Below are 18,585 nucleotides of genomic sequence, written 5' to 3'. Positions count from 1 at the left end.
TTTTGATAAATGGGAAGTAAATAATGTAAATCTCGAAACCCCTTATCTTATCTATGGATAGGGGGTGAATTATTGTTGTCAGAATGCAACGTATTGTGTAGAATTAAAGAAAATTATGGAAACATAATTGAGGTGGGGGTGGTCCCTCTATACTCAACTTATACAGAGGAATGAATAAAAATGCTTGGGAGAGGGGGGGAGTGTGTGTATAAAGAGCTTCTGAGTATAGCACAGCTAATGGGGGAAACAATGCGATTGGTTGGGTATGCCCGATACTACAAATCCCTTAACATTGATGGTTTACATTACATACATCAAGTAGAAGGTACCCAAGTGATCGCTATTGTTAAACCAAATCATAGTACTCATCATGAAGCTACAACATTTTTAATGAATCTATTATTAACGGAAAAGCTAAAAATGAATACGGTTACAGGGCATGCCCAGAATCTGAAAAAGTTCTTGGATTACATGATGTTCTGGAGGCTAGAGGAAGATTTTGAACATATCCATAATATCGAAGTAAAAGCAGGTGGACCGTATCCTATTGAAGTAATATTACTGGGATTTGCGGATTACCTTCGATGTATTCCAAAAGGTTACAAGCCATTTGAAGATTTAAAGGTGGCGACTCACGGGATTCATTGGTCTATGTTAAAGAATATCCCCCTTAACAAACATGCAATGGCAGAAGGGAAGCTATCAACCGTAATTCGAAGCAGTCATAACGATTTAAAGAAAACCAACTGGTGTGAGTACCCGTCTGGTGCACTTGCTCCGATCATCTATACTGCATGTGCATATCTGAAGTTCTTGCGTGATAGAACAACAAGATTTAAATACCTGCCATTAGAGCAGGTTCCGAGAAAAGAAATAAGAGATAATCATTCATTAATAGCGGGTACTGCGGGTAGTAGGGTGCGGATAGTGTTTGATGTGGAAAATATTGCTCGAGATTCCGGTACTGCAGGACCTGGAGGAGGGAAGAGCAGGCAAGCCTCTCCCATTAACCACGACAAGGTCTTTAGTGAGACCGAAGCAGACATGTTCTTTGAATTGATCGATCCGTATGAAAATGCTTTGGATCTTCTTCTCTTTGCGATATTGCGTTACTTTGGATTACGCCCTGGTGAAGCAGCTGAGATTCGAATTGAGCCGTCAACAATTCCTTCCAACTTAAACGTGTATCATACAGCAAGAGAGGAATTAACCGAGTCTCTTTCCGGGAACTTGCAGTTTGTAAAAGAACGCGGGTTGCGGGGGAATTGGGTCATTGATACGGGATGGAAAACGAAGGCTTCCTGCAGGGACGTGGCGTTGATAACTCACAAAACAATTGATCCATTTAGCAGGAAAAATATCCGATTTCCAACACAAGAGGAGTTCACTGATCTTCTGTATTGGGCACTTCTTCAGCGGCGGGAACTTTTGTCTTATTACACAAGTGAAGATCATGGCTATCTATTTGTATCAGAGTCAAACAATTCAAAAGGGAAGCCATTAAGTAAGAAAGGCGTTTACAGTAAGTATAATAATTTGGCTGATGACTTATTTCAACGAACTGGGGGAAGCGTAGACCTACGTTCCTACTATCCACACACCTTCCGACACTTATTCGCGACATCACTTCTCCTAAGATATCGCAGACCAATCGAAGAGATCAGCAAGTGGTTGGGGCATTCTTCTGTCGTGATTACGCGCGATACATATATTCATTGGATACCTGAGTCAAATAATGACACAGAAAAAGGTAAAGTAGATCATTTAGGGAGGGTATTTATGCGACAGGCGGAGATCTCAGAGGGAATCCACGCGCATGAGGAGGACTCGGAATGATACTAGAATGGACTCCATTATCGGAATTTCGCAAATTTTTAAAAAACACGCTGCGTTTGAATCATGTGAATCAAGTATTTTCCTCTATAAAAAATCCCGTCCTTCAATTATTTACTACATTTCCGGCCCCGGATAACTGGTTAGCTGTACCGCCTGAAGAGAGACCAACCTTTCGGCATCGCGACAGTCGAGACCTATGGTATGTCATTTTCTGGGCTTGGCATACAGGTTTTTGCAAGGGAAATGATGTAGTAGCACAATATCGTCGAAACGACTTGGTTTGTTACCTGTCAACCAGAGGTCGTGTTATCTGTCGGATTTCCCCGTCAAAATGGGCCTCCTCAAAAATTCAGAAGCAGAACACATCCGCAAAAAAGACTCAAACCGTATAGGTTTGTTCAACAAACTATCTATACACCTTCTAGGTGTTATGAAACCGCTGGGCGATTTCACGGAAGAAGATATAGCGTTAGCGGATGTAATGCGTCCGAACGACAAACGTTATAACGCCAAGTGTTTAAAGGACATTCTTTTTGAGCTTGGATATTCGGATGAACCAGGAAGACGTAGGCAAAGAATACTGTTTGACGATTGCTGTGAGCATCCAAAGTGGGGGGATATCGCACGTGAGTTTCGCGAGCATTTAAAACGAAGTAATTCGCTAGACTATTATATTCGTAAAGCGGGCAGTGCTTTGCATAAATTTTTCAAATGGCTTGACCAGCACGGGGAGTCGGATGCTTCATCTCTCGAGTATGAAGATTTTCTCGATTTGTTTGATTACATTTCAAAGAATAACGATGGAGAGGAGTTTTCAGCTAAGTATACCGGGAACAATCTTCTACACATAAAGTTATTCTTTGATTGGGGGAAAGGTTCTCATACATTTTTTCCAACATACGTTGACTGGCCCAGTGATTTATATTCTGGAATTCATCGTGAGGCCCAAGAAGAAACATATTCCGGTGATGGCCTCGCTTTTGATGACCCAAACTTCCCGATGCTCATGAAGGAAGCAATTGAAAATTATCATCCCGAAGATGATGTTGAAGTTTTATGTCGCGCTTTTTGGTTAATTATTGCCTCATCACCGGTGCGTAAAACGTATCTGCTCAATCTTCAGGCTGAAGAATGTATGCTGCCATTGCCTAATGCTCCATCAGCGGTAGGATTATACAGCCCATATTCAGGTATTGAGAAAGCTAAACATCGTAACGGCCAATTTCCTATAATTGATTCTGCAGGTCTTAGAGCGGTCGAATTTTTACAGAAAAGATCGAGCGATAAAGCCTTCCGACCGATACGGAACGAAAGAGCGGATGCATCGTATGTTCATCTTTTTCAATTGGAGAAATATCCCTGGATTTTGAATGAAAGACAAATATATAGGTTTTTTGACAAGATAGCAGAATTTATTGGACATGGAGATAAAAAAGGGAAGGCTCATGGTTACAGACACTATCTCATAACTCACATTGCAATCGAAACCGGGAACAGTGAGTTAGCACGACTTGCTGCAGGTCATGAAAATCAAACCATGCTGAATCGATACTTACGAAGTAATCTCTCCCGTCAAGCATTGTTATTTGCTACTATTAAGAAATATCAGGATGGTGAGATTGCGGGACGGTTTATTTGGCGAATCTTCGAAGCACTTGCCAGCGAACAAACTGAGCCTGACGAATTGATAAAAGCTTTGGGATCTGAAGAGCTATCTTTAGATGAATTCTTTGCAAAATTCGGGCTTCCAGCTCCTACAGGTGTAGGAAGATGTTTAATACAGGGGGCTTGCCTTTTTGAGGCAAAGTGTTTTTCCTGTCATCATTTCGCCATACGAAAAAGTGAAGCAGCACAGGCATTTCATACTTTGGCCAGATTAACCAAGGACATGTGGAACATGATGCGAGGCAGTCGGGATTTTACAACCAAAAACGCCAAGGCGGCCGGATTAGCTACGCAAATAGCGTTGCTTGGGGACATGATTCGGCATTTCGGCTATAGTGACGAACAGATTCAAATAGAGGTTATCAGTCGACTAGTCTGAGCTTAGATTGGAAAGAGGTGAAATCGTGTCGCAAATATTAGCTTGGCAATCCCTGAGATTTGGACCCATTACTGTAAGGTGAAAGGGACAATTCGAGAGTAGAGAGCATCTGACAAGATCGGAGTATGAACAATACAGATCGGCAGAGACTTGGGGACGGGTTGAACCTATTTTATCAAGCTCCTTAACGGATTTGGTACAACCCACAATATTTTTCAAGTTACCCGGCACCCAAAGAGATTACGTATTACTGCTTGCCTTTTTACAACGGATCAGTTTGCCTTTAGAGATCGTATTTCCAACCAAGACCGAATTCAATAAATTTCCTTTTCCCGAGTTACCGAATTTTGAGTACTTTGATGCGCTTTACGATAAATACTATCCGGTATTGTATCCGATGGATAGCGAAAAACAACTACAAAAGGCAAAGAAAAGGATTCCTTTGCTTCGAACTGTAGTTTGCTTATGGTTCGCAGGTTACGCCCTTAAGGAAGGGTTAGAGGGTAATCATATTATTACTTCCTCTGTATTAGCAAAAGCAAGTAAGATCGCTAAATATCATAGAAGTAGTTTAACCCTCCTAGGTAAGATGTTAGCTAAAGAAACAGATTCCTTGATTGAAAATAAACCGGTCATACCTTGCGATGAAGCGGAAAGAAGTGTCTGGATAGCCGCGGGAATATATCCAACCCAAACGCCGTTTGAGGAGAGTCTCTATACCTTTGCATTTTCTTACTTGAGGCAACGTGTGAATGATTCAATAACTGATGATTATTACGACGATGAAGGAAATTTACTTTTCAGATACGGTAAAAAAACTATCAGCATAAATTATTGGAAAGCGATAGTCAAGTACATCCGGTATTTTGCAATCAAATGTCGATCAAAAGGTCTTACTGACATAAGCGAGAATTCAATATCAGAAGTATACACAGAGATTTTTGGCCAGATGAAGGGACAAGAAGATAAGACGTTTTTCCGAGTGGCGCTTCGACATTGGCTTAGGTGGCTTATAAGAACTACAAATGCTTCATACAACATAGAACGGATTATGCCAAGACCTAGACGTGTTATGTCAAAAGATCATGGACGAGTATTTAGTATGTCCAAAGCTTATATTCTTGTGCAGACCTTAATGAACGATCAAACTCCTTTAATTAACGAGAACATTCTGATGGACTTTCGTCATAGGCGGGCTTGCCTGTTGATGTTATCAACTGCAGCAAGGCCTCATGAAATAGTTAATTTGCTTCAGAATGCTTTATTTATAGATTCGCAGGATAATTCCTGGATTCGTTTTCACAAAACCAAGACCATTCGCAATCAACCCGATCGAAACGGCTATGAATGGGTTCATCACGCTCTAGTGAAGAGCGATGCTGCAAGATGGTTTAACGAATTGATTCATTTTGCCCCATCAGAACCTATATTTTTTCCAAGAGAGTGGGGGGGGGATGGCCTTACGGAACTTCGTTTACTGGCTTCAAAACATAATGATGGCCCTATACGAACTAGCGGACTGTATAATTTTTTAACTCGCAATCAATCGAAGTTATGGCCTGAACTTAGGAAGCCATATTTCACACCCCATAATCTAAGAGCGCTCCATCTTACTTATCGGCGTATCTTAGGAGACAATGATGAGCTACTAGAGAGGCAGGCAGGACATAGTCATCCTTCCTCAAAAAAGCCTTATACGGAAACAATGCCTGCAGAAGAAGTTGCAAAGTTTGGTCATCTACTTCAAAAAGGCGTTTGGAGAAAGAAACCGGAAGGGGAGGATGCTGATAAGACAGAAGGGGCTGGAATTTCGTCTACTGAATATGTAGCCATTGATGAGATAACCGAAATTTCATCTAAGTTTGAGGTCACGCCTCAAAAGCTAGATGAAGCATATAAATTAACCCAGAAAATTATAGAGGAATCACCACGTTTCCAAGGTAAAGTTATTGATTTGGAAGATGAGTTACACGAGGTTAACGTAGGTGGTTATACGCATAATTGTAATGCACATGTCTTGCTAAACTGTGGTCATACACCCGGGCATTGTAGAGCATGTGATGATTATAGTCCTGATGAGGGTACAGAAGATGCGCACAAGGCCGACATATTTCGTGAAATGTTGCATTATTACTATTGTCTCGATGCAGAGAAAAATTTCAAGTCCACAGGACAACGAAAAATGGTTTTTCAGAAGGCTGAGGATATAAGGAACGGTTGAACAAAACAGAAAGAAGTCTCTGGGTAAATAAATTTAAAATGCCGCCAAATGAGGCGAAAAAACTGCATTCATTGCTCTTTGAGAAAGCAAAGGCATACTTTCGTGAACAGTCTAAAGAGAAGCCTAATCCAACTAATGCAGAAGTGCTTTGTTATATTTTAAGTGGGGAGGTAAAGTAAATTGGCTCGTCCGGTTTCTTTCAGTAGCAGCGACTTGGCATGGGAATGTGCACAAGTAAAAAGAAAGCTTTTAAATGATGTCAAAAAGGGGCGATTATCGCGTCTTTCAAAATCAGATGTGTACGATATGATTGCAAAACGCCCGCGAATCAGATTGAAAAGCTCGCGAATCAGATTGAAAAGCTCGCGAATGTTGTGGACGGGTTCCTATAAGGAATATTTGGAAAAATGGTTCACCAAATTGAATGAGGAAATACAATTAATCCTAGACTCGGCCTCTGAAGGAGAACCAACGATTACAAGTCCTGAGATTGTAGCCCAGGAGCACCGGGAATTGCAAGCCAAGGTTACTCATTTAACACAGCTTATAAGTACGTATAAAGATGCTTTGGACGAATTACGCATAGAGAACGGACAGTACCGAGAATTAATCAGCCAGCGTTTCGGAGATATTGACTTATTCTAATGATCCTGAATGTCCCGTGTACTGATACCCTTCGCATACATATGTGCTCCTCAATGCCGGTCACATTCGTTTGATTTTTCTTCACGACTACAGGTTCAAATTCTACATCACCGTATTCGGAGGTTACGGTTTTCTTACTGTTGTAGCCGTCGCGGCTGTTTCTCGTTTGTTTGTTTTTACATCATGTTTCTCATAACCGGGATGCGTATCCAGTTCGGCTTCTAATGCTTCTTGAAGTACATCTGCAAATAATTCCTTTAATGTCCATTGAATATCTTCTGCCGATTGAAAATTATGCTCTTTTACGAATTGACGTAATTCTTGTTTTGACAATAATCCGCTTCAGGTCACCATGTGCTTATTCCTCCAACTTTGATCTAGTAGTCAGTATTGACAAATTTATCTCAGTTGAAGTAAAGATTATGTCCAAACTAAATTGTTACTTCAAGCCTTGTACGGAATTGAATTACAAATGGGTGAATCTCTCCCGGAGCGACTATTCTTTGGTGTGACGGTTCACTCGCAATTAATGAAAGCAGGCCGCGTGATAGATTTGAGGGCTGAACGCATTCTTATCATTGGAAATAAAACTGTATTTCATGAATATATCCAATCGTTATCGAGAATTGGTAATTTGTTAGAGAAGAAGATCATTGTTGTTTATCTTGGAAGTTTTCCAGGACCGGATAAACGATTTTTTCTTCGGCAAATCCAAGATAAATTTGATAAAAATGGTCTTCAGATTGAAGTTCAGTTTTGGGGCGACATCGATTGGGGAGGGTTCCAAATATTCCGGCATTTGCAAAAATCAGTGTTTCCACAACTACGACCCTATCGTATGGATAAGACTACTTTCCATCAGCATTTGGATTGGGCAGAAACCTTCACTGCAGATTATCAAGTCAAATTGGAGCAGCTACTGGAAAACACGGATAATTCCTAGTTTCACGGATTAATTCGAGAGATGTTGTGTACGGGCAAGCGTTTAGAGCAAGAAGCTATACTATTATAAACTGTATTTCAGCCACTGGTTGTTGCCGAATTCTATAAGATTCGTGGTAATACTTTGTATTGACAGTGTATTTCACAATAGCCGCGACTTTTGCGGCTTTTTTCATTTATTGTTATTAGTTGTTTTCTTGGACTGGGACAAAAATCAAAATTGAGCCTTCTATTTTTACCATAAAAATGCAAGTAAATCCGTAACTGGCCGATCAAGGAAACAAGGTTGTTACCAGGTTGGTGTAGAGCAAGGTAACGTCTGGGTATCTTGGCGGCTTATTTAAATGGGGGATGAAGAGCCAGTTGCAGACTACATTCTCAGTTCCCGGCTACAGCAAGCGATCAAAGCGTGATCGTGTGCTGACACCGGCGGTTACTCCTATTCGTGGTCGGTGGAAATTTCTCTTACGGGGTCACCGCTTGCGGCATGTTGTTAATCGGGGTCGGGACCGGTTTATTCCTTACCCCCAATACGACGGAGATCATGTCAAGCGTTCCGGAGCAAAGCCGCGGGGTGGCGAATGGACTGCGGTCCATGCTATATAACTTGGGTCAAGTGCTGAGTACGGCTCTTTCTTTAACCATCGTCGGCGCAGCGCTGCCAGCCCACCTGAAGAACGTGCTGTATTCCGGAAAGAACAATGTGATTTCTGCCGTTGATTTTGCTTTCGTCATTCACGGTTACCGCTGGGTCATCATCGCACTAATAGGGACTTCTCTACTCGCTCTTGCTGCCTCGTGGTTCCGTCCGCAACAGAAAAAAGCTTACGAAAGCTCTTCAGCGGCCTCTTGACTTTGACGCATTGATGCCGCGTCAATCCGTCCGATCCTCATCGATCGGTCCTGCGGCTGCCGCCATAACCCCAGCGCGTCCGGTAAGCCCAAACTTCTGGAGCTAGCGATATATATCCGGCGGGTAGTGGAGCGTTGACGATAATATTGCTTACCAACCTGTAACTAAAGAAGTTTTTATTAGAAGGATACCTTTTTACTTCTACAAACCCGATACACGCTCAAAAAATGTAGGTGGCTTCCTTGCTATAATACGTTGCTCTCATTTTAAGATTTCCGGCCTGATAAAAATTTCAAGTAAAGTAGAACTTATGACCTATTGGAATTATTTTCATATTACTGTATTATCATTGAGTGTAAACATGATCGATCAGGACTTTTTAAAAGAACACATAAAGGATAAATACGGATACGAAAGACTCATCACTTATTTCTCAAGACATGAAGTAATTGGGGAAGAAATTTTTCCGTATCTTGGTACTGCCATTCACTAAACGGACTGGTATATTTGCGTTTATGGGAGGATTTCACGGAATGTCGCTGGGGAGTCTGGCTGTTACCAGCAACATTCAGAAAAGATCTTCCTCCGGCATAGCATTATCCGATGTTACCTTTTTCCCATACTCCGAGAGTCCAATTGACTCATTCGATACTATTGAATACATGGAAGCCGTTCTAAACGACGGTCACTCGGGAATCGAAAAACCGGCGGCTATTATATTTGAAACCATTCAGGCGGAAGGCGGCGTAAATATAGCTTCACCCGAATGGATGCTCAGGCTGAGGGAACTTAGCGACAGACACGGTATTCTACTGATTTGCGATGACATTCAGGTTGGCTGCGGACGCACCGGACCGTTCTTTTCATTTGAACGTGCCGGGATGATCCCTGATATTGTACTGCTTTCCAAGTCAATCAGCGGGTATGGCCTTCCCATGTCTATTCTGCTGATGAAACCGGAACTTGATGTCTGGAAGCCTGGTGAGCATAACGGTACGTTCCGGGGAAACCAGCTTGCTTTCATTGGAGCTACAGCTGCGTTGGAATATTGGGAAATGAATAATTTGGAACAGTCTGTGAAATATAAGGAAGCATTTGTAAGAGAATATTTAACCAAGCAGATTTTGTCATTACATAAGGGCCTGACCATTCGGGGTGCAGGTTTGATTTGGGGTATTGATTTTTCCAATGTGGAGGATGAGCGAATCACGCAAAAAGTAGTAGAGGAATGTTACCAAAACGGTTTAATCATCGAAAGCGCAGGAAGAAAAGACAGTGTTATAAAACTTATGCCTCCGTTAACCATCGAGCTTGAACTTTTGCAGCAGGGTTGTTCAATTATCAGACAAGCTATTCAAGAGAATATAAATAAAGTATTGGAGGTCGAAAGTTATGGATAAAATCGCCATTATAGGAATAGGATGCCGTTTGCCAGGAGGAATAAGGGGGCCTGAGGAGTTCTGGGAAGCATTGACTGCGGGAAAAGATATGACTTCCGATTTACCCGAAGGCCGCTGGGATTTAGAAAAGTTTTATGATCCTGACAAATCAAAGCCAGGCAAGCATTACACCTGTCATGGTGGATTTTTAGATAAAATAGATGAGTTTGACCCTTTGTTTTTTGGTATTTCTCCAAGGGAAGCGGCCTTTCTTGATCCACAGCAAAGACTGATGCTGGAGACATCATGGGAAGCAATGGAAGATGGAGGCTTGGATCCGGCCAAGCTAGCAGGAACCAATACCGGTGTCTTTGTAGCGGGCTTCACCCTTGACTATCAAGCAATACAATTTAAAAACGAATCGGTTGAAAGTTTAGATACACATTCGGCAACGGGTATGATGATGACAATGTTGTCCAACAGGATTTCATATATATATGATTTCAGAGGTCCAAGTTTGTCTGTAGATACAGCGTGTTCGGGCTCTTTGGTTGCAACACACCTTGCATGCGGGAGTTTATTGAATAATGAATGTAATCTCGCAATAGCAGGCGGAGTAAGTGTTATAGCTACACCTGAGTATACCATAGCGGAAAGTAAGGGTGGTTTTTTATCTCCCGATGGACGGTGCAAAACTTTCGATTCCAGTGCAAACGGCTATGCAAGAGGAGAAGGAGCCGGCGTTGTGGTTTTAAAACGCCTGTCAGATGCTATCGAAGACGGAGATAGGATTTATGCCGTAATAAGTGGATCGGGTGTAAACCAGGACGGCCACACAGACGGGATTACTGTTCCAAACGGGCAGGCTCAGGAAAACTTAATGAAGGAGGTATACAAAAAGGCAGGAATATCACCTTCAGATATAACATATATTGAAGCTCACGGCACCGGCACTCCGGTTGGAGACCCTATTGAGGCTAATGCAATAGCACGAGTGGTTTCAACAGACAGGCCAAAAGATAAAAAGTGTATTGTCGGATCTGTTAAGACAAACATTGCCCACCTTGAGGCCGCTGCAGGAGTTGCCGCACTGATAAAAGCTTCACTAATCATAAAGCATAAGCAAATACCTCCACATCTGCACTTTAAGAATCCAAACCCTAAAATTCCCTTTGACGATTTATGTATACGAATTCCTCAGACCCTGGAGCCTTTGCCGCAACCCGCATTGGTTGGCATAAATTCATTCGGTTTTGGAGGAACAAATGCCCATATCCTCTTGGAGGAAGCTACAGATCTCCAAAAACAGGGTACTCCTGAAGTTAATGTAAATACCGGATGGCCATATATGATTCCCATATCTGCGCGCTCAGAAAAGGCGCTAAAAAACTATGCGCAAAAGTATGTTGATTTTATTAATGGAAGTGGAGAAAGTATTTCTTTATATGATATTGGAAGCATGATGAGCAAAAAGCGCACCCATCATGACTATAGACTAGCGGTTTCGGCATCTTCAAAGGAAGAACTTGCAGGAAACCTGGAAGCGTATATTAAAGGACAAGCACGCCAGGGGATGTCTGCGGGAAATGTTGAGGCAGGAAAGTACAATAAAGCTGTTTTTGTATATACAGGTATGGGGCCCATATGGTGGGCTATGGGCAGACAGCTCCTTGAAAAAGACCCTGTGTTTAGAAATATGATAGAAAAATGCGATAAACTTACACGTCAGTATGCTGGATGGTCTCTACTGGAGGAACTTCTCGCCGATGAGGAGAATTCACGTCTGGACCAGCCCCAGTTTGCTCAACCTGCCAATTTTGCTGTTCAGGTGGGTTTGACTGAAGTATGGAAATCCTTGGGTATTATACCCCATGCGGTGGTAGGACACAGTGTTGGAGAAGTGGCTTCTACATATGTTGCAGGAATTTACAGCCTTGAAGATGCCATGTTGGTAAGTATTCACAGAAGCCGTGCACAGCAAAAAGCAGTAAACAAGGGCACAATGCTGGCGGTAGGTTTACCAGAAAAAGAAGTTGTGGCCCTGCTGGATGAGAACATAAAAGGTGTTTCAATGGCAGCAATCAATAGCCCAAATTCGGTAACTTTGTCAGGTGATCCTGATGCCCTTGAGCAGATCCAAAAACAGTTGCAGGATAAGGGGGTTTTTGCGCGGCTTTTAAAGGTCAATGTAGCGTATCACAGTTACCAAATGGAACCATATGAGCAGGAGCTATTGGAGGCATTAAAAGGAATAAAGTCCCAGCCTGCCGGGATACCGATATATTCCACGGTTACAGGGAAAATGCTGACGGGTACAGAGTGTGATGGACATTACTGGTATAAAAATGTAAGAGAGCCGGTACGTTTTGAAGCAGCAATGTATGAAATGATTTCGTTGAATTATAACTTATTTATTGAGGTGGGCCCTCACCCTGTTTTAGCAGCTTCTATTTCTGATTGTCTGTCAGCTAAAAACGTTGAAGGTAAGAAGTTGTTCTCTATAAAAAGAAATGAAAACGAACAGGTTTCAATACTGGAGAACTTAGGGAATCTATATGCACTGGGATACCCTATAGATTGGAACAAGATTTACCGGTACCAAGGTGAGTTTGTAAGTCTCCCTCTTTATCCATGGCAATGGGATAAATACTGGATGGAAACGCAGGAATCAAGTGAATTTAGGCAGGGAAAAAATAAGCACAAGTTTTTAGGACGCCGTTTGAAAACTTCCAGCCCTATATGGGAGATTGAACTTAATACTACCTATATGACGTATCTTTCTGATCATAAAATACAAGGTATAGAAGTTTTCCCCGGAGCAGGGTATGTAGAGCTGGGAATGGCTTGTGCCAGAAGCTATTTTGGAGAGGGTTTTTATACAGTTGAAGATATAAAGTTTGAAAATGCTTTATTTTTAAATCAAGGAGTATCACCTGTGGTGCAGGTGGTTTTGGATCCAAAAACCGCAAAATTCGAGATTTCAAGCAGGATACCGGGACAAGATAAGACTTGGACATGCAATGCATCCGGCACAATAAGAAAACGGCAAAACATAAAGATCACTGCTAAAGATGAGTTGATTCAAATACTTGGCAATTGTACCAAAGAATACGGAAAAGAAGTATGTTATAAAACCTTCTATCAAATGGGTTTCCATTATGGTCCTTATTTCCAAGGTATAGACAAGATATGGAAAGGCGATAACGAAGCTCTTGGCAGGATTGAGATCCCTAAAATACTGGAGATTGATAGCTCTATCTACGGTCTTCACCCGGCGGTATTGGACGCCTGTTTCCAGGTTACCATTGCGGCAGTTGCACCACTTAATGAAGATGAAAATAACGAAGGCCAATCATTCCTACCTGTAGGAATAGACAGGGTGCAGCTTTATGGAAGGCCGGAGCCTGTCATGCTTTGTCATACGCAGATGGTAGATAGGAAAGATAATAATTTGAACGCCAACATCCGTCTATATAGTGAGGACGGAAATCTAATCGCCGAAATACTGGGCATAAGAACTAAGGAACTTGGAAATAGTGGAGGGTCTGATGCTGGAAGAGTTAAGGATTATCTTTATGAGATAAACTGGGAGCTTCTAAAAAGTGAAGAAGTTGATACCCGCACAGCTGCTGCTAACTCTGGAGCATGGCTTATTTTTGTGGATCATAAAGCAGCAGGAAAAGAACTGGCAAATCTCCTTGAAAAAAGGGGAGAAGAATGCTTTATGGTATATCCTGGTGAGAATTTTGGTTGGCAGTATGAAGAGCGTGAGATATATATAAACCCTCGAAGCATTGAGGATCTTAGAGCGTTGTTTGATGAATTCTCAAAAATTAAAACGAAGCTAACAGGTATTGTATATATGTGGAGCCTCAATATCCTTGAGATCCAGGAAGTTAGCAATACAGCTATAGAAAAAGCTTGTTTTGAAAACCTGTTTGTATTAAAACACCTGGTACAAGCAACCACAAATCTGGGATTAAATTTTAAGCTGTGGGTTATTACAAGAGGAGCCCAAATGATCAACAGGGCTACTCCAAATTCTGCATTCTTACAGTCGTTGGTATGGGGCCTTGGCACCGTCATAGGTTACCATGAGTTGCCTTCAAATTGGGGAGGCCTTGTAGACCTTGACATAGAGGCCAATGCGGGTGAAATGGAAATGCTGTTAAAAGAAGTCTTAGGTAATGGAGAGAACCAAATTGCTTTCCGTAATGGGAATAGACTTGCAGCAAGAATCGATAAACTGCGGATTGATATGCAGCATCAAGTACCCGTACATCTTCGCCCCGATGGAAGTTATGTTATTACAGGTGCTTTTGGTGGCATAGGTATGATTACAGCCCAGTGGATGGTTGCCAAGGGAGCAAGACATCTGGTACTGCTTGGACGCGGAGAATTTCCAAAACGTTCTGAATGGAACAATGTAGAGCCAGGCAGCAGCCTTGCAGAGAGGATTGAGTTTGTTCGTAAGCTGGAGTCCCAGGGGGCAACAGTATATATTGGATCAGTGGATGTAACTGATGAGGAAAAGCTTGCTGGATTTTTTAAAGATTTTGATAAGGAAGAAAGGCCTCCTATTCGAGGTGTTGTACATTCTGCTGGTATTACGGATGATCAATTTCTTGAGGTTAGTAAAGATGAGACTTTTTATAGGGTCCTTTCGCCTAAGGTAAATGGTGCATGGAACCTTCACCGTATGACAGAGGGACGGCCTATTGACTTCTTTATTTTATTTTCTTCAGTTGCTTCTGTATTTGGTTCACCAGGCCAGGGAGCATATGCAACTGGGAATGCCTTTTTGGACTCACTTGCACATTACCGTTTATCGAGAGGACTTCCTGCACTGAGTATCAATTGGGGACCATGGTCAGAGGTTGGAATGGCTGCAAGGTTTATGGAACGTGATCCGGAGTATTATATACAAAAATCCATAGAATCTGTAACGGTAGAAAAGGGAATTAGGGCTATGGAGCACCTTGTTGGAGAAGCTGTTGCACAGTCTGTGGTTCTACCTATACTCTCGTGGCAAACGTTTGGGGAAAAATGGTTCTCACCCATGAGTTCTCCACATGTGCTTAAAACTCTTTTGCAAGATGAGTCAGGACAACAAGAGAATATAAATAAATCAAAGGTGGATGTTGATATCCTGGAGGATATTATTTCATCTCCAATACAGAGCAGGCAGAATATCGTTGAAATGCATATTAAAACAATAGTAGCGAAGGTTTTGCGTTATAATCCTGAGGATCTAAGTACCAAACAACCACTAACTGTTTTTGGGATGGATTCATTAATGGCCACCGAAATAAAAAACAGGATGGAGGTTGCCTTTAAAACACCTGTTTCCATAGTAGAACTTCTTAAGGGTTCCAGCATATACGATCTTTCCGAGCAAATGATATCAAAGCTATACGAATCGGGAAAGATTTCAGAACAGGGTTCCCTAAATATGGGTAAGGCTGAGCTTGAAAGAATACCTAAAGTTTCTGAAAAAGAGTACTATGAAACCTCATCTGCACAAAAGATGATGTATATCATTAATAATCTTGAGGGTAACAACATTGGGTATAACATACCTGTGGGAATTTTATTTGAAGGTGGGATTGAAAGGGTTGCCCTTGGGGAAGCATTAAAAACATTGATACAAAGGCATGAAGCATTTAGGACATCCTTTGAGATGATTGATGGGGAGCTTGTGCAAAGGATACAAGATGAAGTTGATTTTACTATAGAATATTTTGAGTCTGAGGAAGACGGAGTAGAGAAAATAATCGATGAATTTGTAAGACCGTTCGATTTAAGCAAAGCACCCTTAATAAGAGTAGGTCTTATAGAAATCCATGCTAGCAGGCAAATACTTTTGCTTGATGTACATCATATAGTCTCGGATGGAACTTCAATAATCAGGACTTTTGATGAAATAGTTTCTATATTAAGTGGTGAAAGCCTTCCGGCAATGGAGGTGCAATATAAGGATTTTGCCCAGTGGCAGAATGGCTTGTTTAGCACTGAGGTTTACAAAAAGCAGGAAGAATACTGGCTTAATAGGTTCAAGGGTGAAATTCCTATCCTTGATATGCCTACAGATTATCCTAGGCCTGTCCTTCAAAGCTTTGAAGGAAATAGGTTGCTATTTGATTTAGACAGTCATTTGATGGATAAATTAAATGTACTTTCCTCCCAAACAGGAGCCACCGTGTATATGATACTTCTTGCGGCATTAAATACACTAATGTATAAATACTCAGGACAGGAAGACATAATTATTGGTACTCCTATAGCGGCAAGAACTCATTTTGATACTGAAAGAATACTGGGGATGTTTATAAATACCCTGGCATTAAGGAATTTCCCAGAGGGAAATAAGGCCTTTACTGAGTTCTTGGAAGAAGTAAAAGAAAGCTCCTTAGAAGCATATGAAAATCAGGAATACAGGTTTGATCAGTTTGTGACAAAACTTAACGTAAAGAGAGATTCAAGCAGAAATCCTTTATTTACTGTTATGTTTAATATTGTTCCTTCTGATGAGCATATTATGGAACATCGTGGTGAATTAAAGTATTCCAAATATCCGGTTGAAAGTAAAACATCAAAATTTGACCTAACATTCCAGTTGATACCAAATGGTCATAATATAATATTATGGATGGAATATGCTACACGTCTGTTTAAGAAGGAGACGGTAGAAAGGCTTGTTCAGCATTACTTTAATATCCTTGAAGAGATAACCTCAAACCCTGAAAAAAAACTATCAGAAATCAATATGTTATCCCAAGAAGAAAAGGAGCGAATAATATACGGCTTTAACGATACGAAGGTTGAATTTGAACATCACCTGACGGTACACCACCTGTTTGAGCAGCAGACGAAAGTACGTCCAGACAATATAGCAGTAGCGTATGAAGGCCGTAGATTTACATATGGCCAGATTAACCAAAGGGCAAACAGGATAGCAAGGTACATGCTAAAGGCTGGCACTGGTAGAGAAGAAGCCGTAGTTGTCATGCTGGAGAGGGGACCCTTATTTGTAGAATCGGTACTTGGTATATGGAAAGCAGGGGGGGCTTACATACCTGTAAATCCAAAATACCCTACACAAAGGGTGCTTGATATATTTAAGGAATCTAAAGCTGCCTATGTGTTGACCTTATCAGATTATGTGACCCAGCAGCTTAGTGAGAACTATAAAGGCCGAATTATATACCTTGACCAGTGTGAAAAAGAGATTGAGGCTGAAAGTGGCGAAAACCTAGATCTAGATATAGACATAAATAGTTTGGCCTATGTTATATATACATCTGGTTCAACTGGTGTACCAAAGGGAGCTATGATAGAGCATCTTGGCATGATAAACCACATCCATGCGGAAATAAAGGAACTTTGTATAACTAACAACAGCATAATATCCCAGAACTCACCTCAATACTTTGATGTATCTGTATGGCAGTTCTTTGCAGCCCTAACCATAGGAGCTCAAATTATCATCTATCCAGATGAAATAGTAAAGGATGTTGCAAGGTTTACGAATCGGATCATAGAAGATGGCATAACGGTCCTTGAGGTGGTACCTTCATACCTTGCTTTAATGCTTGAGTATGTGGAAAATACAGGGAATAAACCGGAAAAACTTCATTACTTGCTGATAACGGGAGAAACCGTAAAATCCGGCATAGTAAGGAAATGGTTTGACCTATGTCCAAATACTAAAGTAGTTAATGCCTACGGACCTGCAGAGGCAGCGGACGATATTACTCTATATACTATGGAAGCTGCTCATGAAGGAGAGAACATTCCTGTAGGCAAGCCTATACAAAATATGAATCTATATATAACAGATAAAAACATGAACCTGTGCCCTATCGGAGTAAAAGGAGAGATCTGCGTCTCTGGAACAGGTGTAGGAAGGGGTTATTTAAATGACCCTGAAAAACAGCCCATGTATTCCTTGAAGATCCTTTCAGAGAAGAAAAGGGGATAAGGCTGTACAAAACAGGAGACCTGGGAAGATGGCTGCCTGACGGGAATATCGAATTCCTGGGCAGAATAGACCATCAGGTTAAGATCCGCGGATACCGAATAGAGCTTGGAGAAATAGAAGCTCAGCTTCTAAAACATTCTTCAATAAAAGAAGTTGTGGCAGCAACAAGGGAAGACCCCCAAGGGAACAAGTACATCTGTGCATATATAGTTGGAGAAAGTGAATTGACAATACCGGAATTAAGGGAGTATCTCTCCAAAGATCTGCCAGACTACATGATCCCTTCATATTTTGTACAGTTGGAAAAACTGCCTTTATCAGCGAATGGCAAGGTAGATAGAAATGCCCTGCCTGCCCCTGATGGAAATATTAATACAGGGGTAGACTATGCTGCACCATTCGGTGAAATTGAGGAGAAGCTTGTACTGATATGGAGCCAAATCCTTGGAGTCCAGAAGATTGGAGTAAATGATAACTTCTTTGAATTAGGAGGAGACTCATTAAAGGCAACCAATCTTGTATCAAGGGTTCATAAAGAATTTGACATAGAATTTGCATTAAAAGAAGTGTTTATGGGTCCTACAATTTCGGCAATAGCAAAAAGTATTAAAAATAGACTTAACGATACAGTGGAAATCGAAGAAATTTTAAGCATGATTGAAAATCTATAAATAGGAATTAAAA

At 41.3% G+C, this 18,585-nt stretch carries 9 protein-coding genes and 2 pseudogenes; 10 read left to right on the top strand and 1 reads right to left on the bottom strand.

Annotated elements, in window-relative coordinates; genetic code table 11:
* Positions 1-204 precede the first annotated feature (204 nt).
* The 5 genes from ACWA2B_RS14950 to ACWA2B_RS14930 all read left to right on the top strand — a co-directional run bounded on the left by ACWA2B_RS14950 (position 205) and on the right by ACWA2B_RS14930 (position 6,746).
* A complete protein-coding gene (locus tag ACWA2B_RS14950) occupies positions 205-1,836 on the top strand; it encodes a tyrosine-type recombinase/integrase (protein WP_039274859.1) in 1,632 nt (543 codons plus the stop codon).
* Between the two features lie 430 nt (positions 1,837-2,266).
* Complete coding sequence (locus ACWA2B_RS14945; RefSeq protein WP_338532415.1) at positions 2,267-3,880, top strand: hypothetical protein; 1,614 nt, start codon at positions 2,267-2,269, stop codon at positions 3,878-3,880.
* 193 nt (positions 3,881-4,073) lie between these two features.
* A complete protein-coding gene (locus ACWA2B_RS14940) occupies positions 4,074-6,101 on the top strand; it encodes a hypothetical protein (RefSeq protein ID WP_449292342.1) in 2,028 nt (675 codons plus the stop codon).
* Entirely contained in the window at positions 6,098-6,280 is a 183-nt protein-coding gene (locus ACWA2B_RS14935; protein WP_449292341.1) for a hypothetical protein, read from the top strand. Before ACWA2B_RS14940 ends, ACWA2B_RS14935 begins: the two co-directional genes overlap by 4 nt.
* Position 6,281: 1 nt before the next feature.
* The gene (locus tag ACWA2B_RS14930; protein ID WP_029515263.1) at positions 6,282-6,746 is read left to right on the top strand and encodes a hypothetical protein; all 465 of its coding nucleotides are present in this window, start codon (positions 6,282-6,284) and stop codon (positions 6,744-6,746) included.
* Here the strand turns inward: ACWA2B_RS14930 and ACWA2B_RS14925 are convergent.
* Positions 6,746-7,079: pseudogene (locus ACWA2B_RS14925) on the bottom strand (transposase); the annotation flags it as partial. The gene ACWA2B_RS14930 and the pseudogene ACWA2B_RS14925 overlap by 1 nt on opposite strands.
* A 118-nt stretch (positions 7,080-7,197) precedes the next feature.
* Between ACWA2B_RS14925 and ACWA2B_RS14920 the strand changes: the two are divergent.
* The 5 genes and pseudogenes from ACWA2B_RS14920 (at position 7,198) to ACWA2B_RS14900 (ending at position 18,572) form a co-directional block, all read left to right on the top strand.
* Entirely contained in the window at positions 7,198-7,689 is a 492-nt protein-coding gene (locus ACWA2B_RS14920; RefSeq protein ID WP_161626963.1) for a Wadjet anti-phage system protein JetD domain-containing protein, read from the top strand.
* A 543-nt stretch (positions 7,690-8,232) separates the two neighbouring features.
* Positions 8,233-8,541: a hypothetical protein gene (locus tag ACWA2B_RS14915; RefSeq protein ID WP_185156378.1), complete on the top strand. Its 309-nt coding sequence runs from the start codon at positions 8,233-8,235 to the stop codon at positions 8,539-8,541.
* Between the two features lie 491 nt (positions 8,542-9,032).
* A pseudogene (locus ACWA2B_RS14910) lies at positions 9,033-9,941 on the top strand (aminotransferase class III-fold pyridoxal phosphate-dependent enzyme); the annotation flags it as partial.
* Positions 9,934-17,901, top strand: coding sequence for an SDR family NAD(P)-dependent oxidoreductase (locus ACWA2B_RS14905; protein ID WP_449292340.1), 7,968 nt, complete (start codon positions 9,934-9,936; stop codon positions 17,899-17,901). The pseudogene ACWA2B_RS14910 and the gene ACWA2B_RS14905, both read left to right, overlap by 8 nt.
* Complete coding sequence (locus ACWA2B_RS14900; RefSeq protein WP_449292365.1) at positions 17,898-18,572, top strand: non-ribosomal peptide synthetase; 675 nt, start codon at positions 17,898-17,900, stop codon at positions 18,570-18,572. Before ACWA2B_RS14905 ends, ACWA2B_RS14900 begins: the two co-directional genes overlap by 4 nt.
* Positions 18,573-18,585 lie beyond the last annotated feature (13 nt).

The organism is Paenibacillus sp. CMM36 (genome assembly GCF_053570945.1).
Note: the sequence above shows the minus strand (reverse complement) of the source record. Positions and strands in the feature narration are given on the sequence as shown.